Below are 22685 nucleotides of genomic sequence, written 5' to 3' on the forward strand. Positions count from 1 at the left end.
GATAAATAATCAGGGTAGATATTAGTACCATGCCAATCACGTATACATAACTATATTCGTGAATACCGCCATAATAGCTACAATTAAGTACAATTAGAGTATGCATGTCGCACAGCTCAGGCTAGAATTTTTCTATATGACTAGCATGTCTTCTCTGATCTTAAACGAAGCATACTCCAGACTCTAAGTACCATATTAAGATATATATGGCTCAAGACATCCTTACATAATAAGTTGACGTAGTCATACTTATTTGAGCATACTATTGTAGCATGTGGAAACTGGCTTTGTAGGAAGCTAACTAGTAGCAGTAGCACATAGGTAATATATTATGGCGAAGCAACGCGTCGTTGTCGGAGTATCAGGCGGAGTAGATTCTTCAGTCGCTGCGTGGCTTCTTAAAAAGCAAGGCTACGAAGTAATCGGCTTATTTATGAAGAACTGGGATGATGACGATAGAGAATATTGCTCAAGCCGACAGGACTGGATTGACGTCGTATCAGTCGCCGACCTCGTCGGTATCGAAATCGAAGTAGTAAACTTTACCTCACAGTATAAGAACAGGGTCTTTACTGAGTTTCTACGAGAGTATTCGGCTGGTCGTACGCCTAATCCGGATGTGTTGTGTAATGCAGAAATAAAATTTAAAGCGTTTTTAGACCACGCTACAGCTCTGGGTGCACAAATTATTGCAACTGGCCACTATGCGCGTATTCGCGAGATCGGCGAGCGGTTTGAACTGCTAAAAGCGCTAGACTTATCTAAAGATCAATCTTACTTCCTGTATCGCCTAAACCAATCGCAATTAAGCCGCACACTGTTTCCGCTTGGTGAGATGTTGAAGACGCAAGTGCGGGAGATTGCAGCACAAATCAAGCTGCCTAACGCAGAAAAAAAAGACTCGATGGGTATCTGTTTTATCGGAAAGCGGCCGTTTCGTGCGTTCCTACATCGCTATCTACCACTCTACCCTGGCCAGATGAAGACCTGCGATGGCAGGGTCGTTGGAAAACATATTGGCCTCGCATTTTATACATTGGGCCAGCGTAAGGGGATTGGCTTGGGCGGTTGGAGTGATGGCAGCGGAGAGCCATGGTTTGTCGCTAGTAAGGATATAGAGAGCAATACGCTACACATTGTGCAAGGTCACGATCATCCATGCTTACTCAGCTCAGCTTTGCGTGGGGAGGATGCTAGTTGGATTTCAGGTACAGCACCGCAGGAAGGTCAGCCGTATACAGCTAAGACACGCTATCGTCAGCAAGACGCGGACTGCATATTCCAGCATATGCTAGATAGACGCTTCGCGTTGCGTTTTTCCCGGCCGCAATGGGCTGTAACGCCAGGGCAATCTGCAGTACTATATGATGGCGATGTTTGCTTAGGCGGCGGTATCATCGATGATACATCGATGCCACGCATACCTACGGTAATGTATCGGCAAACGCCTACCGATACAACTGCCTCGTAAAATATTTATCTAGGCTCGAGCTTATATTAATCTTAGCCGACTCCGATAATCAAAAGTTTATTGTATTTTTTATGAAAATAACACGCTCAAGAATATACGGTGACTAACACAATATCTAGCAATAATCACTTAAGTCAGAAGACTACAGATAATCTGTACGACTATGAGCTTTGCTAGGATCACATATACAACTTGCTACGGGAAAGATTATTACGAGAACTTGATTCCCGAGAGAAAGTTAAGCTACTTTAGTAAAAGCTCACATGAATAGTATAGTGTACGTTGCATATAGCTTAATCAGCATTGATACTAGGACCTGAAAATCGGTCCTTGCTAATTGTCAGTATATTGTCCGAAGTATAAATTATTCTCTGGATATCTCTATCTTAATAAATACTAACGTCTTATTCATGCATTCTTAGATAAGCTGAATATAGCCATTCAATAAAATAACCCGTAGAAAATAAGATCTATTGCTCTTATGTATTGATTAGCATGGGTAAAGTAATTTTTGATTACAGGCCCTTGCTGTTATAAGCCTCTAGATAAGATAGGAGGGGGGGCTGGCTAACAGAAAAAAGAAACTATTAGTGCTGCGACATACATGTATACAACACGATAAGTAGAAAGAGGATATGCTCGATACACGCCCGGATAGGTAGGATAACAATAACCGGTTAGATATACGTATTCTAGTTTTCTATAAAATACATAAATAAATACATTTGTTAAGATGTCCCACCCTTAATAGGGCTTAGGTCTCTTAGCAGATATACTATTATTATTGCTTAAGATTTTCTATCTATATTTTAGGATAGGCTTTTATATTGCAGCTGTAGAACTAGCTGTAGTCTAGCCCGAAGATAGATTAATATTTTATAGCTAACCACCACTAATTAAGTATAGTTTATATTTGATGAGAGATTAATAACATACTTGCGTGATACCTGGACTTTTACTTAGTTTACCCACTCCTACCACTTAAATTACAGGCTGTATTGTAGGGTGCGCTGGATCTATTTTTATATGCGTAGCCCCTGAAATAGAATATAGGCGACTTTTATGTAGCATTAAAAATATAAAACTATAACTACATGTAGTGATATTGCTTATAACCTTAACGAGAGGCTGTTTAAAGGTACATGCAAGAATACGCGTAATAATATAGAGAGCTTATTTAAGGAATATACATTGCCCCCCTTTAAAGAGATGGTAGGTGATTACGGCACAAATGCTCTATGTGTCTTTGCGGGAGACACTTTAGTAAGCGATATAACAGCAGCTATTCTCACACTTGGGTCTGTTCAATGCATTATTATATGTCTCAAACATCATCTCGATAGGTTTTGTATGTAGTAAATAGGCTACGGTAGGTCGATTGCTTGTGAGTAAGCACAAGCAATAGAGTGATTGTGTTATCTACTAAAATGGGCTATGTACTATCTAAAAAAATTTAGTGTACGTTTAGCAAGGTCTATTGTCTATAGTATGTTATATCGTCTATTACATGGATTCTCCCTCTCAAAAGATACACACATTACTCAATACTACGCAGAGAGTGCCCCTGGGTATAATATAATGTAAAGATGCCCTAGAGATAATACGTTGCGGGGTAACTGTAAATATTCAGAAGCCCGTAACAAGCGCCTATTTGAGCGGTTGTGAAAGTATAGTATACCGAATCGTTCATATGATGATGATTAACAATACGGTATGCGGCTTGTCCAGCATATACTAGACGTTTTTATAACCATTAGCCCTGTCTCAGCTATAGTGCTAGGATGTTAGACTCGCCATTTTATCGAGCGAATTACTATGAGATGCCCCGAGCGCGGTCTTCGTGAAAATGAGTGACAAATACATTAAACGCTTCCTCTTTGATAGAGTTTCGGATTCTTTGCATAAGGTTGAGATAGTAATACAAATTATGGATCGTATTAAGCTGTGCGCCGAGGATTTCACCAATACGATGCAGGTGATGTAAGTACGCTCGAGAAAAGTGGCGACACGTATAGCAGGCACAGCTTTCGTCTATCGGGCGCGTGTCTTTACGGTGTATTGCATTGCGGATCTTTAAGTCGCCGAACCGTGTGAATAGCCAACCATTGCGCGCGTTGCGTGTCGGCATGACACAGTCAAACATATCAATACCAGCGGCAACGCCGGCCACTAAGTCTTCTGGCTTGCCAACCCCCATCAAGTAGTGCGGCTTATTAATTGGGAGCTTATAGCTGATATATTGTAGTACACGCAGCATATCCCCTTTGGATTCGCCTACTGACAAGCCACCAATCGCATAGCCATCAAAACCTATATCCAGTAATCCATCTAATGATTCTTCGCGAAGCGCTTCGTACATACCGCCCTGCACGATACCGAATAATGCGTTTAGATTAGAAAGACGCCTAAATTCATCAAACGAGCGCTTAGCCCAGCGTAATGACATCTGCATTGAACGCGCTGCGGCATCATATGCTATAGGCACACCATCAGTCATGTATGGGGTGCATTCATCGAATTGCATCGCAATGTTAGAGTTTAGTGCCGTTTGCACCTGCATTGATACTTCTGGAGACAAGAATAATCGATCACCGTTTATTGGCGAGGCGAATGTTACACCATCCTCGGTAATTTTACGCAGTTTAGAAAGCGAGAATACCTGGAAGCCACCGGAGTCGGTTAGAATTGGTCGCTCCCAGCCCATAAACCGATGCAGCCCGCCATGCTCGATGATCGTATCAAGTCCTGGGTGTAGCCATAGATGGAACATGTTACTTAAGATAATTTGCGCCCGGACATCCTCAAGCTCGCGTGGAGCTATTGCTTTAACAGCGCCATATGTGCCAACTGGCATAAAAATCGGCGTATCGACCGTGCCATGATCTAGGATTAGTTGTCCAAGTCGTGCAAGTCCGTCGGTGCGCAAAACATTGAATTCTATCATGATGGATGCAAGGCTCGCTCTATCTCAGTGTGCAATAAAGGAGAGAGTGGCGTGATATTAACTTATGGTTGTACAAGAGAGTGGGTAGCCCTAGTCAGTAGCATTGCATCACCGTAGCTGAAAAAACGGTAGCGTTTCGAGATAGCATAATCATAGGCGCGGCGTATCGGCTCGACACCCGCGAATGCGGACACCAACATCAGCAGGGTCGATTTTGGTAAATGAAAGTTTGTCACAAGCCGGTCAATAACTCGGAATTGGTAACCTGGCGTAATAAAGAGATCCGTTTCTGAACAGATAGAACCGAGTTCACGGCCTTCACGCTCAGCATCGAGTGCTGCCGATTCCAGTGCGCGCATGGACGTCGTTCCGACCGCGATTACTGAGCGTCCGGCAGCATGCGTGGCCCTAATTACTTCGACTAGAGCTGGCGGGATGGTATACCACTCGCTGTGCATCTTGTGTTGTTGAATGTCGTCAGTACGCACGGGCTGGAACGTACCAGAACCTACATGCAACGTTAGCGTTGCACAGCGGACGCCGCGCATCTCTAATGCAACGAGTGTTGGTACATCAAAATGCAGACCAGCAGTAGGCGCTGCAATTGCGCCAGGCGTCATTGCAAACACGGTTTGATACCGTATATCATCGTAACTATCTGGATAATGCTTAATATATGGAGGTAGCGGAATCCTCCCATACCAGTTCATTAATTCGATGCAATCGTGCGAGAAGTGCAGCGTATGAAATAGTTTTACGGACTGACCAATACTTACATCGAACGCGCCCGCGAGTCGGATGATTGAACCGGGCGCAGGGCGTTTACTTGCGCGGATTTGTGCAATCGCGGTGCGCGGACCGGTCACTCGCTCAATGAGTACCTCAACGCGGCCGCCACTTGCCTTGACCCCATCAAATCGAGCCTTAAGCACTTTCGTATCATTAAAAACTAGTAGATCTCCAGGCTTAACGCAAGCTAGCAGTTCAGCAAAACGGTGGTCTAGAAGCGAGCCACTTGGCGTTACTTCAAGTAATCGGCTTGCGCTACGTTCGGGCAACGCATTTTGCGCGACTAACTCTGAAGGGAGATTAAAATTGAAATCGAGCAGCGTGTACATAAAATTAGACGAGTAGAACAATACCACTACCCTGATGCACGATATAGAATCTCAACAAGAAACTAATATTATACTTGTGATAGAACAAACCTTTGTCCCGTTATCTGAAAACCTCATTATCTAGATCAACTGAACCTGACTCAGCTGAATCTGACGCCGCGCCTGATGATATTATGATAGTCGATAATTATCCTAGGCTGTTAGCTTATAAACACACCCAGATAGTCCAAGCTTTTTATAGCCTTGCCATTCAGCGTATTAGAGAAGTATCCACGAGGCAGAGTACGGCTACCCAAGTTTTAACCAAACCCGCTACTGATACTCTTACTCCTCCCGATCATAAGTTAGGTAGAAAGACACGTGATAAACTCGCCCGGCTTGGGTTAATCGCGATATCGACTTAGTGCTACACATGTCAATCCGGTATGAGGATGAGACAAGATTAACGCTAATCAGTAAACTTCTGCCTGGGATGACTTCGCAGGTTTCAGGTAAAGTCGTAGATAATAAAATTATCTATCGACCACGCCGCCAGATGCCAGTACGAGTGCGCGATAAAGATGGTGATGTACTAATTCTACGGTTTCTAAAATTTAGGGATTCTCAGACAAAGCAACTTGTGCCTGGTGCTCGCTTGCGAGTGCATAGCGACGTGCGAGTGGGTTTATACGGGATAGAGATGGTACACCCGGCCCATCACATAATCAAAAAGACGCGCCATTGCCTGTTGTATTAACGCCAATCTACCCAAGTACGACTGGTTCATGCAGTATGTATTCTGCATAACCCGCGCGCAGATATGTATGAGGCAATTTTTATAAATCGCACTCACCCGGCTTGGTTATGCATTAAGTTTGAGTAATTACTTGCGCAGAAATTATCGCTAAAGCAGGCTCATAACAAGCGACGTTTGCGTGTAGCATCAGCGCTTGCGCTTCGTTCGAGCGCTGATCATAATACGCTTGTCACACGATTTCGTATAGCATTACTATTTCAGCTGACCAGCGCGCAGCAGTGGGCTAGTGAGCAAATTTCAGCAGACCTAACCGCAACCTATCTGATGCAGCGGTTGCTACAAGGTGATGTGGGCAGTGGTAAGACAGTAGTTGCTAGTTGCTGCGCTTACTGCAGCTCAGGCAATTGACGCCAGCTATCAGGTGGCACTAATGAGCCCAACCAAACTTCTAGCCGAACAATATTTGCATAAACTGCGTAGCTGGATAGACCCGCTAGGTGTGTACACTACGTGGTTAGCTGGCAGCATGAAGGCATGTGATAAGCGTATCGCACTAGAGGCGGCTGCTAACGGTGACGTACAGCTGCTAGTAATTGGCACGCAAGCGATTATTCAGGGGGGTTAAATTTGCTCGGCTAGGTTTTGTGACCGTAGATGAGCAACACCGATTTGGTGTTGAGCAGCGGCTTGCCTTATGTGCCCAAGCACAAATTAAAACTACAATATCAGGATTTCAGCCGCATCAATTAATAATGTCTGCAATACCGATTCCACGCACGCTTGCGATGACGTACTACGCAGACCTAGATGTGTCTTCAATTGATGAATTACCACCTGGGCGAACGCCGGGGTGCTTACTAAGCTAGTGTCGGATATACGTCGTGACGAAGTGATAGCCCGTGTATGTAAGGCAGCATTAAGCGGAAGTCAGGTATATTGGGTATGTCCGTTGATTAAAGAAAGCAAGGTGCTGCAATTGCAGGCTGCAGTAGATATCTATGAGGTGCTTATTGCTGCACTCCACAACTGCGAGTTGGGCTAATGCGTAGCCGCTTAGCAGCCGCCGACAAGGCTGAGTTAATGACTGGCTTTATACACAATCAGATCCATTTGTTGGTAACCACTACTGTGATCGAGGTAGGTGTTAATATCCCGAATGCTTCGTTAATGCTCATTGAGCATGCGTAGCGCTTTCGTCTTACGCAATTACACCAATTACGCGGCCGGGTTGGTCGAGGCAGCCGGTCTTCGATGTGTCTGCTAATGTATGCTAGCCCGTTATCGTTAGCGGCACGCGAACGACTACGAACGATGCGCGAGACTACCGATGGTTTTGAGATTGCCCTTCGGGATTTAGAAATTCGCGGTCCCGGTGAATTTTTCGGTGCGCGTCAGTCTGGCACAGCGCTATTACGCTTTGTAGACATCAAGTAGGATGCTTGGCTTATCGAGCGGGCACAGCGCGCAGCTGAGCGATTGTTAGTCGAGCACCCGAAAGCTGCTGCCGAGCACTTAGCGCGTTGGCTTGACGGGCGCGAGTTATATTTGAAGGCGTAAGGATCATATGTAGACCTTTAGTATTTCTTCAAGCTTAGCGTAGTATGCAGTACCAATCGATTGAGTTAATTTGAGGATGGATCTACTTGTATCGATAGATAATATAAAGATCACTCTATTTAAGAACACTTTTTTGCAAAGGGAGGGTCAATATCACCCCCGCCTTACTCGTAAGTAGGCATGTCGCAAGATATGAAATTAAAACAGATCTACTTATCTAAGTAGGTTTATCCTATCAATTTTCAAACGGAAACATATAAGGTTTAAATATTTAAAGGTAGAGTAATCCATCGTATGGAACTTGTTATTCAACAACGTTGACTTAGCAGATTTTTAATAATCAAATGCAGCAATTAAGAAACTAGTTACTTAAACTCATAGATAATCAAGGCTATATCCGGCCACTTGCAGATATATGAACCAAGTAGATCCACTAAGTAATTATTATTAGCTGGCGTAGTATTATTATTATTATTGATTTATCCGGTTATTCTCTAGATACTAGTAGCCTCTCGAAGCTGTTTTAAGATATAGGCTGTAAGCAGCATATTGACTACAATTGTATCCAGAATTCCAGAATAATGGAGCATGGTATCATCATTTTGTGTCTGTCGTTATATTTCTGTCTACTGACATTTTCATCAGCTAATTGGAACCGGGCCGTTGCTATATCCGATGATCAATGTGTTATGGGTATTGTCAGACGGTTATATTGTTTTTATATTTACAATTGGTACCCTTTTGATGCGGTTATCTGAATATGCGATTAACGATTACGTTGACTGGGATTTAGATAAATATGTGAGGCGTATATAAAATTGCCCTATTACAGCAAGCTAGATTACCCCGTGGAAAGTCCTTGTCCTAGTAGCTTTATTTGCGGCAATGTCACTTTTATACTAATCATGTAGTAACGCTAAGGATTAAGGCATGGATTGGCTACAAGCTACATTGGTCTATCGTGTATTGAGCTGGATGGATTAGTTTACTTAGCAATTATTCCTATAATATCTTAATTCAAGGCTAAGACGGGATGCGGTGTTTTTCAGCGATCATGCATAATAATTGGCTTAGCGGTATGCTATTCAGCAGCATTTCTTTACATTATTATATAAGATCAATGGTCTGATTAGGCTTTATCTGTTATTGTTTTCCAAATGTCACACCTATCTGTATCGCTCGAGTATAAGCCGCTGAAACTCCTCGTGATATCGCCTTATTAATATTATCGGCCTCAAAAGACTGGAGTGCTGCAGCGGTTGTACCGCCTTCCGAGACCACGCGCTCTAGTAAGATGCCAGAAAACTCATCAGATTGAGCGGCTAGTTGAATGGCACCAGAAAATGTGGAAAGTACTAAAGCTCGAGCTTGTTTATCGTTAAGTCCTAGCTCGCATGCAGCATTCCGCATAGCTTCAATGAAGTAGAACACATAGGCGGGACCACTGCCGGAGATAGCTGTCACTGCATCTATTTGAGATTCATCTTCACACCATATAATCTCTCCAACGACTCGCAGCACCCGTTCAGCAAGAGCTTGATCGGCATCATCAGCGCTGTGTAGAGATACCAGGCCAGTCGCGCCTACACCAACCAGAGCTGGGATATTGGGCATCGCGCGAACTACGTGCGAGTAGCCATTAAGCCAACGAGAGATGTCTGCTAAGCGTATACCAGCTGCAACGCTGATAATTAATTGTGTACTCAGCCATGGTGCAAGTGGTTCTATCGCTTTTTTCATCACTTGTGGCTTGACCGCGAGGATAAGCGCATCATAGTTTTCTACTATAGAGCTTGCAGCTTTACTCGTCTCTATCGGATATCGCTTGTTTAAGCGCTTGCGCGCCCCGGCTGATGGATCGATAGCGTGTAGATCATCTGACGAGATGCCCTGTCTGAGCAAACCTCCGATTAACGCGCTAGCTATGTTACCCGCACCAATAAATATTATTTTCATAAAGATTTTGCTTAGTGAGTCTGGTAAGGTCGATCTCCGAAAAGCGCAGTGCCGACTCGTACAATCGTTGCACCCTCTAAGATAGCCTCGCTGAAATCAGAGGACATACCCATAGATAGTGTATCAAGATGAAGATCTTGCGCATTGACAGCATCAAATAGTTCACGCAATCTTCGGTGTGGAGCGCCTTTTATGTGCAAACCGGACACCGGTTCAGGAATCGACATTAGCCCGCGCAGTTGAAGCCGTGGTAATAATACAATATCGCGTGCCAGCGCAGCGATCTCACTAGGCGAGACTCCGCTCTTAGATGCTTCGCCGCTAATATTCACTTGCACGCAAACATTAAGCGGTGGCAAGTGGGTAGGCCGTTGCTCTGATAGGCGACATGCAATTTTAAGTCGGTCAATTGAATGCACCCAGTCAAATTGCTCTGCAATCGCCCGTGTTTTATTCGATTGTATCGGTCCAATGAAATGCCATTCAATAAATCTACGCAACGGATACAGTGCAGTCATTTTACCTAATGCTTCACGCATATAATTTTCACCGAAGGCTTTCTGGCCTGCTGCATGCGCGGCACGTATAGCGTCAGCTGAAAAATTTTTAGAAACAGCAAGTAATTGCACGCTTGACGAATCTCGGCCGGCAGCTAAAGACATGGCCGAGATTCGTCGGCGAACTACATCTAGGTTTTGCGCAATAATAGAAGGCATAATGCGAGAAGAAATGAGTTTAATCGGGAAAGAGGCTCTTGACAAGAGAGCTCCAGCGTAACTCATTTAGTTCAATTTGGTCGTATAAAAATACGTCGAATTGCTATCTAACCTATAGAAATCTACTGAAATTCAGGCAGAGATTCTACTATCACTGGTAAGTATTCTGTAATAAAAATATTAGATAAGCGCTCGCCTAGGCTGTCTAACCCGCCCCTCAAATTCTGGAGATAGAGATCGAAAATGCGTTTTTACATAGCGCCTAGAAGGCTATAGGCTTAGCACATTTGTTTAAGCTATAAATTTTCCTACATGTACAGTATGCGTGTAGCCTATGACTATAGGCTCTGGGCGTGCGTCTATTTTTATAGCATTACAACGCCCTAAACTATTTATTTTTCCAAAAAAGCACTTTCCATACCCTAACACAATACCAGGTTTGCCCAGTGGTTAGACACATATGTAGCTCACCTCATACAGACACAAATTTTTATGTGTATAGGAACTCAGAAATTCTTAGAAATTACGTCTGGCAATAGACGCATGGGAAGAGTGGCCTCAATAATTATATTGAGGCCGGCTCTAAGCTAATAAAAGAGTGCATTAGGTTGCTTTTCTAGCAAATGCTTTACGAGCACAAGATGATATAAGATTATGATTATGATCGCACCGATTGACCAACACTAATATTAATAAGTCCAGAGATCTTTTGAAATCATATCGTAAAAACCCCGCTTATATATAACGATAGACTTTTTCTATATATATCTATAAAAGTAAAACTCAGTGAGTTGTGTAATTCATCATTAATAATCTTGTATATACACTGGCTTGCGAATTAATTGTAAGCTATGCGTATCAGTTAATAATATCAAGCTTTTTCCAGAGAGATTAATCGTCATGCGGCCCTATATCTCGAGCAGGTATTTTGAAAGCAATGAGTATCTTCATGTGGAATTACTAGAACTTTATGCTACTCAGACATTATATTACTAGATTATAATTTCCGTATTATATAACGCCCGCACAATTTTTCCCAGCCAATACATGTAGTATTAATTTTTTAAGCAGCAATAGCAGTTAAGACCTGCATACTGAGAATATACATTTGAATAAGTTACTGGTTCATCTTCTAAAGATATAGTATCCTAAGCTAGTTAATTTAAAAAATTAGCCGAATATCTATCTTTATTTACTCAGTATTGATAACTATATTATCAATACTGAGTAAATAAAGATCCTCAAACTCCTCAAACTGCCATCGGCTCTGTTTTTGAGTCAACCAGGTATATGATCAGAGATTAGTTTTTAACATATAGCTGCTTTAGCAGAACATATTCTAATTCTTATTACCCAGCTTGGTTGCCAATCCTGGTTATATTAGTCTATAAAAACTATTTATTGTGGTACAAATACATTTTGTGAGTGTTATCGATCTCTATATCATTACCTGCTTTCGGCATAATCAGTGATCTAAATTTTAGAAGAAGACGTTTTTTGCAATTTCCCTAAGCAAAGCACTTATATTACTTTACCGCACACCGACACCTACCTTCAGGCCACCTGCGTATTATAATTAGGCATGGATTAAATTATAACGATAGGATATAGGCTACTTATTCTAAGTGTAATCTCATAAAGCAATTAACGATCTTTTTAGATTTGGATATGATTAGTCTGCTTTTAATTTTTCAGTTTAACTATACAAATCTTACGGGTAGTGTTCGGCGCTTGTAGTAGTGTTCGCTATTCATCGTAATATAGAGAATATACTTGTCCGAACCTATATTTCCGTTTAAAAGCGGCTTGATATATTTAGATTAAACCTTATTGGTAATAGAGAGAGCCGATAAGGGATAGTACTCATTGTATTATTTAATGTGCGTTTTAGGGAACGTGCCGTGTTTCTATAGTTAGTTCTATAGAGTTCCACCCACCGTCATATTATCTATACGCAGTGTCGGCTGCCCAACGCCAACCGGCACGTTCTGACCTTCCTTACCGCACATGCCTACGCCCATGTCTAACGACATGTCATTCCCAATTAGGGAAACATATTTAAGCGATTCTGGTCCGTTTCCTACCAGTGTCGCACCCTTAACAGGATAGGAAATCTTGCCATTCTCAATTATATAAGCCTCAGAGGCTGAGAATACAAACTGGCCGTTCGTTATGTCCACCTGTCCGCCGCCAAAGTTAACCGCGTATAGACCATACTTAACTGATTCAATAATCTCGAGAGGATCTTTGTTGCCCCCTAACATATAGGTATTTGTCATTCGAGGCATCGGTAACGCTGCATATGATTCTCTCCTAGCATTGCCAGTTACTTTGGTCTTCATAAGCCGAGCGTTAAGCGTATCTTGCATATAACCGGTCAGGATTCCGTCCTCTATTAATGTTGTACATTGTGTAGCATTACCCTCGTCATCAACGTTCAACGATCCACGCCGATTTGCCAGCGTCCCATTATCGACTACTGTAATGCCGTTAGCAGCAACCCTCTCACCAATCTGTCCAGCGAACGCTGATGATCCCTTACGGTTGAAGTCGCCCTCTAATCCGTGACCAATTGCTTCATGTAGTAGCACGCCTGGCCATCCTGGACCGAGCACAACCGTCATCGTGCCAGCAGGTGCGGGGAGTGCTTCTAGGTTTGACAGTGCGGAATGCACAGCATTATCGACGTAGCGCGCTAGCACCTCTTCAGTAAAGTAGGCATAGCCGTAGCGGCCTCCACCACCGCTAGTACCAATCTCGCGTCTTTTATTCTGCTCAGCAATAACTGTAACTGATACGCGAACAAGGGGCCGCACGTCAGCAGCTAGTACACCGTCGCTGCGCACTACTAGAACAACATCGTATTCGCCTGTCAAACTTGCCATAACCTGCGTAACGCGCGTATCTTTCTCGCGCGCCATTTTTTCGACACGTTCGAGCAAGGCTACTTTTGCATTTGAATTCAGAGAGTTCAGCGGATCAGTCGGTTGATATAAGTTTCGACTAGCATGACTATGCAATGCGCCTGTGGCGCGCACGCAAGCTTTTCCGCCACCTAGACGAGCGATTGAGCGTGTAGCTTGGGCGGCTTGTTTTAGCGCTTGAGGCGATAAATCATCGTAGTATGCAAAAGCTGTATGCTGGCCGACTATCGCGCGCACACCTATACCCTGGTCTATGCTAAAACTGCCCGATTTAACAATACCTTCCTCTAGGCTCCATGCTTCACTACGGGTGGTTTGGAAGTACAAATCTGCGTAGTCGACGCAATTAGAAAAAATATCGCCCAATGTGCGCAGAAGCATGGGCTCATCAATCTCATGATCTGTAAGAAGAAGGTTTTTAGCAGTAGCTAGATGATAAGGGTTTGGTTCAATAATATTCATGCGGACGCGCCCATTTGTCTGGTAAATAGACGAGAGTTAATGTTTCGATAGCGCGCTTTAAAGCGCGAGTGATTTATTGTTAGAAGAGATGTAGGTTTTTGCCCAGCATTACTTTCTCAGAAAAGAGAGTTGTTTATTGCCATGACGCATGAGATGAGAATCTTTCTGTCTTAGCGCGATCGCTCGTCAACAGCTCAACCTGAGGATAGGACCACGATCCGGTTACTATATAATATCGTTCGAACGACTGTGTAATAATATTAGATAGAACACCACCAGAAATAAATGTTCCCAATCCAAGTAGCGGGTTGATTGCGGCTGTGGCTAGTGCTACCGTGTCTACGCTTAACGATGGCGATACTTTTACCATAAAGTTCTGCTGTTTACGTTTAAAATTCACATTGCCTTGTAGGGTGATCTTAGCAAATGTGCTATTCAATGAAAAGTCATCTATCCTAGCGATACCGTTTCTAATCACGCTATTAGCGGATACATTATAGAATGGTAGTCCTTTTCCAAACAACGCTCCTAAATCTAACGTCGCTAGACGTGCAAGCGATTGCAGACTAAGTACGCTGAGCAGCTTCACTGCGCCAGGTTCAATCTTTAAGATCTGTCCATTAGCCAGTTTGAGCAATAGGTTTCCGCTCAGCGTTGCATAATCAATATGCGTCGGTATGCCTTGCCAGTGCACTCTACCTAGCAGAGAACCATTGCCTCCCTTAAGTATGTATGGCATACCGAGATAATCAAGTAAAGTGCCCCCGTCTATGATATCAAGCTCGAAATTAAGTATGGTGCTCCGTAAGTTATTGTCTCTACTAGTATTCCTGCAGTTTTGGTTTCTAGTGTGGCGTATTATTTGAGAGGTTACAGTGACCGATAACTTAGCTGCCGAATTTATCACATCTAACTTATCTAACCGCCAGACTCGCATGCCGTTTTCATCGATGTTACGTGTATGAATATTGAGCTTTCCAAGATTATGTTTACATACAGTAAAATCGTTAACGACTAAGTCTATTAATGGGAGATCCTGCGCCAGCCTTGCGAGTTCTGAGCTCCTTGGTGTTGCTTTAAAACTCTCTGGAATTACTAGTTTCTTTAGCCGCGCGTAAAATTGCTCGTATGCACTACGCGGTTTCTGTACGTGCCATGCAATATAGCCGGATACTGCATCCGATACAATATTAGCCTCCCATACTTCTGATGTCTTCGTTGCATTAATTATGATATTTTCCCAACAACGGTTTAACAATGTTAATGTATTGAAGTGCAAGGTGGCGCAGGTAGGAATAAGTGCCCCCACGTTATCTAGTAAATTAGACTCAGCATCTATGTCTAGCTTACAAAGCACTGGGCTAGTGTGAGCTGTGGTAGGATGCAATGGCGTAGAAGTAACTAGTTCAGTTGGTATAGTGCTAGTGTGGGACAATCTGCTAGTGAGCAGCGCGCGCCACGCATCTGCATCGAAGGCTGATAAATCTGCCGCTATAGTCGTTACGCTTTTATTAGATAAGACTGCTTTTTGGTTCACGGCGATTGCACCATGCATAATTGTTGGCTTATTGTTATTTCCTCGCCTTATTAGATAAATAAGGTTGATCGGACCGAGTTGTGCATCTAGTCTACTAGTATCTATCAAGGTTTGGTTGCTATTCTTAGCCGAGGGCCGAAGGCGTAATGAAAACGGCATGGGTAAGCCAGCCTGCTTCGTGAATGGCGCTGGTAATTGCAGCTTGAGCGCGCTTAGATCTGCAGTAGCTAAGATATTAGGCAGTTTGTTATTACGCGTGTGTACGGCTACCGAGTAAGGAGCACATCCAGATACGCGAGTGAGTAGCGTAGCTAGTGGGCCGGGCGGAACTGCAGATCGGATCGCATTAGTACACAAGTTGCCCGATATATTAAAGCAGCCCGATTTATCTGGATGGATCCATCCGTTTGCATAAATATTTCCGCCAAGAAACTGGCCAGTAATGCGTCCAATCGTTATTGTATGCTCGGTAAAATCTACCTTGCCATGGATCTGCGTAATGGCGGGAATTGCCCCGATCTTCTTGCCAGAAACAAACGATACCGTATTATGCATTAGCTTCAGTGAGCCGTTCACGCGGATATGTGCGCTGTTCTGATAGCGTGGAATCGCCAGCCGAAGGGCAAGCGTTACGTTGCCCTTAGCCTTCAAGATTTTGGTTAGGTGGTGAGATGGTGCTGATGGTGAGCTACGATTAACATAATTAATCATGTCGGCTAGCGGGCCAGTAGCTGTGCCATAGATCGCAAGATCCGAGTGCAATGTAGATAAATCATCAATATGACCCGTCAACTTAGTGAGAATGACACGTTGGTGGTGTGCACGTTGGATATTAAAGTGCAATGCATGCTGACTCATCCAGAATAGACCGTCGATGCCATCGAATACGGGCCATATTTCTGGCGTGCACTTACCTACCCTCTTCGGCAAACTCGACATTGGATTAAAACTACCATTTTGAAACGGCGCAACTATCTTTAATATACCGGCCTGTGGATCACGTATATAAGGAAACTTCGATAGTTCGCCGTGGATAGAGATTGTCGCATTGCGCGCGGTTCCAGCTATCAGCGCATGGTTTAAGTAGGCTCGATTATATTTTCCGACGCCATTTGGTAGATACCGAGCAAGATGAGAAAGCGATAGACGGTCGAATATTGCTTCTATGTCGAGCCTTCCATATCCGTGCCCCGGATTGGAATATATTCCACTCGCTCTGGCGCATAGATCCTGGTTATCGACCATAAATCGAGAGATATTGACTGTAACGGCCGGGTAGAACAAATTTGAGGTTAGTGGATGCGTGATCCATGTCGCCTCGGCTATAAATCGTTTAAACGTAAATCGTGGATTATCAAATGCTTCCGGGATTATAACTGCGGCATTAGTGGTATCGATTATGGCATAACCGCCATTCTGATCAGCGCTAATTTTACCCCATATATTTTCTGCACCAGGCAACATCTCCCGCGCGCTTAGGCTGACTCCCTTAAATTCGGCATTGATACGATAACGTATAATTGGGTCGATGCCCCTCCCAGTCATAGCTATTCTAGAGGCTTCTCTGCTATGCGTAGCACGGCGCTCAATTTGTATCGCGTAGTTTGCTAGTGTGCCGCGAGGATTGAGTCGCTCTAATGCATTAAGTATATGAGCCGGTAGTGGTAAAGCTTGCATAATCTGCGCAAGTAGCCCGACATCAAGCGTATCTCCACTAATACCGATTAATTGTCCTCGGCTTAGTGTTTTATGGCGGAACTGGCCGTTAAATTTGCTAATTCTTAGCACTTGAGTAATCGGTGTGCCGTCATCAAGTGGGGCCTGCCCGCCGAGCTCAAGCTGTATATTGCCCAAATTTAGCGTGTAATCGATATTGTGTATGTCATTATGACGCAGTGACCAATCTAGCTGAATACTAGGCACGTCTAGTTGCGGTAGCTTCGGGTCTGTGCGAATCCGTAACCCAGATCCAGACAATATACCTCGCGCATTACTCCATTTTCCAGCTGAGAAGTTAAACCACGCGACCGCATCCAGAATACCGCTCTGCACATCTATGCGCGTATCTATATAGCGGGTTAGTCCGGGTAAGACAATGTTGCTACTCGAAGCAAATATCGTTCCGCTCCAACCCGCCGGCTCCGTGAGCAGTTTCAGTGGCGAATGATCAAACCGAGCGCACAATACAATCGGCCTATGGAGAAAATGTCCATCTGGTTTCGCTTGAATGCTGAACTTGTGACTGAGGCCGTGGTTATTAATGGCTACGCGGATACCACGAAATGTCAGTGTCGGCAAGCCGCATGACACATTAGTCCAGTGCAGGATTCCACCACGCAATAATATGACGCGCTGCACCATCAGCCAGCATAGGAATGCGCTATTACTATGCTCACGGGGATCAACCCGTACACCGGCAATCGTATAAGTGCCATCAACATATTGTTCTACAAAGATCTCAGGTTGTTCTACTATTAGACTTGATAGTACTGGCGCTAGATGCTGTAATGAACGCCATGATAGCGCTGCAATAGCCATGGGAACAGATAGCATATGCTGTCCGTCTGGACCCATAATTATTAGCTGGTTAATTTCTATTGTAGGCTGTAGTCCGCTCCAACGACCAGTTAGCCCGCCTATGTGGACTTTGGCATGAAGCGTATCTGAGATGCACTGCTCGATATACGGACGCATTGAATCTAGCTTAGGAAAAATAATGTAGCGCAAACTAAAATACGCAGCTGCCACTCCTAGGTATAGTGTGATAGCTAGGATCGCACAGAATCTGAATATACGTTGTAGAATCCAGCTGCTTGGCCAATGTAGCCATCTACCCCTCGCTGTTGTATTGCGCGCATCTTTAGAATTGCGTCTTTCCTGGCGGTCTAGCATGCAAGGGGCGTGAAATGTATAGTGGAGAGGGCAAAGAAAAGCAAAATGTTAATGTATAGCATGCGAATTAGTACACATCGAGCTTTTTCGAACGGTGATAATCAAGTGCGCCTTATTTGTCTTATAGCAGTACCAGCAGTAACGCAGAATACAATAGGCGTAGCTAAGTTGTTGTCCCTCATCCCATGCTGTATAAACTATGCCAACAGTTTGGGTGTTATATAGCATACGTGCTAAATGCGTCGTAACGATCGTATATAACCATCGTTTGACTAGAAATAGGCAGCAAGGTAAGGTAGTTTCTAGACGCTACTTTCAAAGTAGACTTTTCACTTAAATTAGAGGTCATTGTATATTTATTCTTAAGCGTATATTTTTATCGTGGACGTATATATGCCCTATGTAGAGAGGCGGCCGTATCTAAAGAGTAATTTGGATCTACTCTTATACTGCATAAGTATATTGAAGGAACACTTTATGCACATGCGAAGATATGTACATACACTATGCAGTCTATTAATGTATAACGTATAGCATATCTAAGATATGAACTAAAGGCGGCGTGTGATTAATAGCGTCACCTAATCATACAGGGCAAACAGTTTACCTGCACTGGTAGCATTTTTTGAGAGTGCTCTCGGGCGATCTAGGTAAGGTACAAATCTAGCTAGAAACATGCTTAAGGATCGTCGTTGTGCTTTTATAGGACCGAGATCTTAAGTTTTTTCGGATCAGGTCCTCGATCAACCCTGAAATCTCGGGGTACTAAGTTAGTATTTTCAATATGTTCGCACAGCGAGAAATTGTACAACCTCCCCCCCGATCAGGCGACTACCTGCAATTACTATTATTGATCTGAGTTTTTAATATATCTGTAGTCGCTAACTATGACGAATAGCTCTATAAGTCATCGTACAAATATTTTTTAAATTTGGGTAGAGAAGCCTGTCGAGAAAATACGAGATAGCCACGAGTTATAGGAGCGTGTTCGGCATGTGCAGACACCTTAGGAAGCTAGCATTTCTTTTGCGTGCTTTCGTGTAGTATCAGTAATCTCGATACCTCCGAGCATACGCGCGATCTCTTCGACGCGGATAGCATAATCCAGCGCAGTCACCTCCGTGTGCGCTGTACCCTCAGCATCAGTAAACTTAGATACGCTGAAGTGATGCTCGCTGCAGGCGGCAATCTGTGGTAAGTGGGTAACACACAATACTTGCCGGATTTGGCCTAGCTGGTGTAACAAGCGTCCAACAACCTCAGCCACCGCGCCGCCGATTCCGCTATCGACCTCATCGAAAATGAGTGTTGACGTCGGGCTCAAAGTACTATCAATAACTGACAACGCGAGGCTAATACGCGCTAACTCGCCACCGGAAGCTACCTTTGCTAATGGCTTTAATAGCGTTCCGGCATGGCTAGCTACTCGGAACTCGACCCGCTCAAGCCCGTGCTGGTTGCCTTCGGATAATAATCCTAATACAACCTCGAACCGACCACCAGCCATCGATAGGTCTTGCATCCAGGTTGTCATTGCAATGCTTAGTGTCTTAGCTGCCTTAACTCGAGCTTTAGATAGTCGCTCTGCAAGAATTATATAGGTTTGCTCTGCGCACACTTGCGCAGCTCGCAAGGTATTAATATTAGGCACTACATCTAGCGACTGCAACTGTGTACGCCATGCTACTAACTCATCTGTTAGTGCATCTGGTTGTGTCCGGAATTTGCGTGCAGTCGAATATAGCGCATCAAGCCGAGCCTCAATCCGCATAAGTCGAGTGGGGTCGGGATCTAGCCGTTGTGCGTAGTGGGTTAGTGAATAAACTGCTTCTTGTAGTTGAATTTTAGCAGGCTCTAGGGTCTCTAATGTGTCGTTAAGTGTACTGTCTATTTCGGCCAGGCCACGCAATTTGGCGATAATTTCACCAAGCTGTGTAATCATGGCATTATCTGATTCAGATAGGGCGTCTAGTGCTGACCGCACACCATTAATTAAGTTTTCTGTATGCGCTAGCTGGTCGTGCTCAACACTGATTTGAGTCCATTCTCCAGGCTTCGGCGCAAGCTTCTCAAGCTCTGAAAGCTGCCACACTAGCCGTTCGCGCTCAAGTTGCATCTCACCCTCTTGTATCTCTGCAATCTTTGTAGCCGCTGCCGCGTCGCGCAGACCGTGCCACGCCCGGGCAACGTCCGCAGCCAGAGTTTTTAACCCCGAATAGGAATCAAATAGTTCGCGCTGTGCATCACTACGCATAAGAAACTGATATGCGTGTTGACCATAAATATCCACGAGCATTCTGCCGATATCTCGTAATTCACTAAGCGAAGCTACCGTACCGTTAATAAATCCACGTGAACGACCATGAGTATCAATTACGCGGCGTAGCATCACATGCTCATTACTATTATCAAACTTATGTTGAGTAAGCCACTGCGCAGCTGCTTCATGTGCATCAAGCTCAACAGTGATCTCTGCGCGCCTCCGTCCAATTCGGACTACCGATGCATCGGTTCGACCGCCCAATGCTAGCGCTAACGCATCGATCAAGATCGATTTGCCGGCGCCGGTTTCACCAGAAAAAACTGTAAAGCCGCGATCGAACTTGATGTCGAGCGAGGCGACGATAACAAAGTCCCGGATTGATAGATGACGCAACATAGGCGAAGAAAGCGGTCGTTGTGCAAGGCTAATTAGCCGGATTTGTAAAATATTAAGCGCCGAGCAATATCTGCGCTAGTTTAGCCAGATTTTCCCTCACCTAGAGATGAGTGCTCGTTCCAATGCAGTTTTTTACGTAAAGTCCGGTAATAACTATATCCAAGCGGATGTAGAAACGGCACTGTATACCTAGAGCGTCGGACCTCGATAGTATCTTTAAGTTTCAACGCGGTGAATGACTGCATGTCAAAGTTAACGTTCACATCTCGCCCACCAATAATCTGGATCGTGATCCGACACGTGTCAGGCAGCACGATCGGCCTGTTCGACAATGCGTGTGGTGCGATCGGCACTAGCACAATCCCTTGCAATTGGGGATGCAGTAATGGACCGTTAGAAGAAAGCGCATACGCAGTTGAACCGGTGGGCGTGGCAACGATCAACCCGTCCGATCGCTGGTCCGACATAAAATGGTCATCGACCGACACGCGTAACTCTGTCATTCCAGAGAAGCCACTCCGGTTGACAACAACGTCGTTGAACGCCTGTGCATGGTAAATCGGAGCTCCGTTTCGCATGATTCGAGCCTCTACTAATGAGCGCTCCTCACGCTCATAACTTCCCAATAGCATTTGCGGCAACTGGTTGATATCATCGATTGCGATATCTGTGATAAAGCCAAGCCGGCCGTGGTTGACACCGATTAGAGGGGTACGGTATGGAGCGAGTTGCCGGCCGATACCCAGCATTGTGCCATCGCCACCAAGTACAATAGCGACGTCGGCATGAGTGCCGATCTCGGCTAGAGAAAGAGCTGGATAGGAGTGCAGTCCGTTTTCGCATGCTGTCTTAGATTCGAAGACGATCTGAAACCCACAGTGCGTCAGGCGCCCAGCGAGCGCGATAAGAAGCTTACCGACGCTGAGAGAGTTGTTGCGGCCAATCAGTGCAACGATTTTAAATGGACTAATTTTCATGCTCGCATTACATCACAGGTTTCTGAAAAACTATATGCCCGAGTAATTTGGGCCTTAATAGCGAGCCTGCTGCGACTATTTTACATAGTAAATGACTAAACTATTTAGTTATAGCAACATGCATTATGTAAATTTATTGCTCAATAACAACACCACAGATGCCATGAAGAAGTCGAGGGCTTCTCAGTAGAATAATGCAGATAATCTAGATTAGATCCCTAAGCTTAGTAGTGCAACTAGAAACAACTGCGATAATGTGCTACTCCTAGATAAAAATCACTTACATGAGACACTTGATAGATTATCCTGAGCTTACTGATTCTTCTATTACGCCGCCATATCATCTGGTCTAGTGCACTGTAGGTGCTTTTAGTCCTGTTGCATCAGCCAAGCAGTATCTAGCTTGTAATCTATTTATTAATCATAAGCCGGCCAGTAAACTAATAGAGATACTATAGAGAAAAATTATTTAAGACTCTTGCACTAAATTCCTAAAGCGCTTAGCAAGAGCTAGCGCGTCTTAATAATTGAAAAAGTCAGCAAAAGACATATTTGCCGGCAATATTGTGCAAAAGAAAAAGCGCTGCATGTAAACAGCGCAGATATGTAGCGTATGACTGGGAGTCATATAGTGACTTACTGTGTTGTATCCCGTCTGCCACTATATCGTATGACGATGTGACTTTTGGGGTGGGCTATTGAAAAGTCTTACGTCGACCCCCAAGTCAGCTAAGTA

9 protein-coding genes and 1 pseudogene are annotated in these 22685 nt (G+C 44.2%); 2 read left to right on the top strand and 8 right to left on the bottom strand.

Annotated elements, in window-relative coordinates; genetic code table 11:
• The first annotated feature begins 331 nt into the window (after window positions 1-331).
• Complete coding sequence (mnmA, locus tag KW136_RS01755) at window positions 332-1471, top strand: tRNA 2-thiouridine(34) synthase MnmA (protein ID WP_216796720.1); 1140 nt, start codon at window positions 332-334, stop codon at window positions 1469-1471.
• A gap of 1813 nt (window positions 1472-3284) precedes the next feature.
• On the opposite strand, the gene tgt is transcribed toward mnmA, so the two are convergent.
• Together tgt and queA are read right to left on the bottom strand one after the other, a co-directional pair.
• Complete coding sequence (gene tgt / locus KW136_RS01760; RefSeq protein WP_216796722.1) at window positions 3285-4415, bottom strand: tRNA guanosine(34) transglycosylase Tgt; 1131 nt, start codon at window positions 4413-4415, stop codon at window positions 3285-3287.
• A gap of 62 nt (window positions 4416-4477) precedes the next feature.
• The gene (queA, locus tag KW136_RS01765) at window positions 4478-5533 is read right to left on the bottom strand and encodes a tRNA preQ1(34) S-adenosylmethionine ribosyltransferase-isomerase QueA (RefSeq protein ID WP_216796724.1); all 1056 of its coding nucleotides are present in this window, start codon (window positions 5531-5533) and stop codon (window positions 4478-4480) included.
• Window positions 5534-5781: 248 nt separating this feature from the next.
• Between queA and KW136_RS01775 the strand changes: the two are divergent.
• Window positions 5782-7826: pseudogene (locus KW136_RS01775) on the top strand (ATP-dependent DNA helicase RecG).
• Between the two features lie 1143 nt (window positions 7827-8969).
• Here the strand turns inward: KW136_RS01775 and proC are convergent.
• The 6 genes from proC to KW136_RS01805 form a co-directional block, all read right to left on the bottom strand.
• A complete protein-coding gene (gene proC, locus KW136_RS01780; RefSeq protein ID WP_216796728.1) occupies window positions 8970-9782 on the bottom strand; it encodes a pyrroline-5-carboxylate reductase in 813 nt (270 codons plus the stop codon).
• 11 nt (window positions 9783-9793) lie between these two features.
• Window positions 9794-10498, bottom strand: coding sequence for a YggS family pyridoxal phosphate-dependent enzyme (locus KW136_RS01785; protein ID WP_216796730.1), 705 nt, complete (start codon window positions 10496-10498; stop codon window positions 9794-9796).
• Between the two features lie 1919 nt (window positions 10499-12417).
• Entirely contained in the window at window positions 12418-13884 is a 1467-nt protein-coding gene (gene tldD / locus KW136_RS01790; RefSeq protein ID WP_216796732.1) for a metalloprotease TldD, read from the bottom strand.
• 133 nt (window positions 13885-14017) lie between these two features.
• A complete protein-coding gene (locus KW136_RS01795; protein WP_216796734.1) occupies window positions 14018-18313 on the bottom strand; it encodes a YhdP family phospholipid transporter in 4296 nt (1431 codons plus the stop codon).
• Between the two features lie 1006 nt (window positions 18314-19319).
• Window positions 19320-20972: a DNA repair protein RecN gene (recN, locus tag KW136_RS01800; protein WP_216796736.1), complete on the bottom strand. Its 1653-nt coding sequence runs from the start codon at window positions 20970-20972 to the stop codon at window positions 19320-19322.
• Window positions 20973-21052: 80 nt separating this feature from the next.
• Window positions 21053-21949 (bottom strand): NAD kinase, encoded by an 897-nt coding sequence (locus tag KW136_RS01805; protein ID WP_216796738.1) that lies wholly within the window; start codon window positions 21947-21949, stop codon window positions 21053-21055.
• Window positions 21950-22685 lie beyond the last annotated feature (736 nt).

The sequence above is a fragment of the Candidatus Vallotiella hemipterorum genome (assembly GCF_910593725.1).
GTDB classification, from domain to species: Bacteria; Pseudomonadota; Gammaproteobacteria; order Burkholderiales; family Burkholderiaceae; genus Mycetohabitans; species Mycetohabitans hemipterorum.

Coding starts and splice junctions, on each gene's coding strand:
- mnmA (WP_216796720.1), top strand. CDS start 332: ATGGCGAAGCAACGCGTCGTTGTCGGAGTATCAGGCGGAGTAGATTCT.
- tgt (WP_216796722.1), bottom strand. CDS start 4,415: ATGATAGAATTCAATGTTTTGCGCACCGACGGACTTGCACGACTTGGA.
- queA (WP_216796724.1), bottom strand. CDS start 5,533: ATGTACACGCTGCTCGATTTCAATTTTAATCTCCCTTCAGAGTTAGTC.
- proC (WP_216796728.1), bottom strand. CDS start 9,782: ATGAAAATAATATTTATTGGTGCGGGTAACATAGCTAGCGCGTTAATC.
- KW136_RS01785 (WP_216796730.1), bottom strand. CDS start 10,498: ATGCCTTCTATTATTGCGCAAAACCTAGATGTAGTTCGCCGACGAATC.
- tldD (WP_216796732.1), bottom strand. CDS start 13,884: ATGAATATTATTGAACCAAACCCTTATCATCTAGCTACTGCTAAAAAC.
- KW136_RS01795 (WP_216796734.1), bottom strand. CDS start 18,313: ATGCTAGACCGCCAGGAAAGACGCAATTCTAAAGATGCGCGCAATACA.
- recN (WP_216796736.1), bottom strand. CDS start 20,972: ATGTTGCGTCATCTATCAATCCGGGACTTTGTTATCGTCGCCTCGCTC.
- KW136_RS01805 (WP_216796738.1), bottom strand. CDS start 21,949: ATGAAAATTAGTCCATTTAAAATCGTTGCACTGATTGGCCGCAACAAC.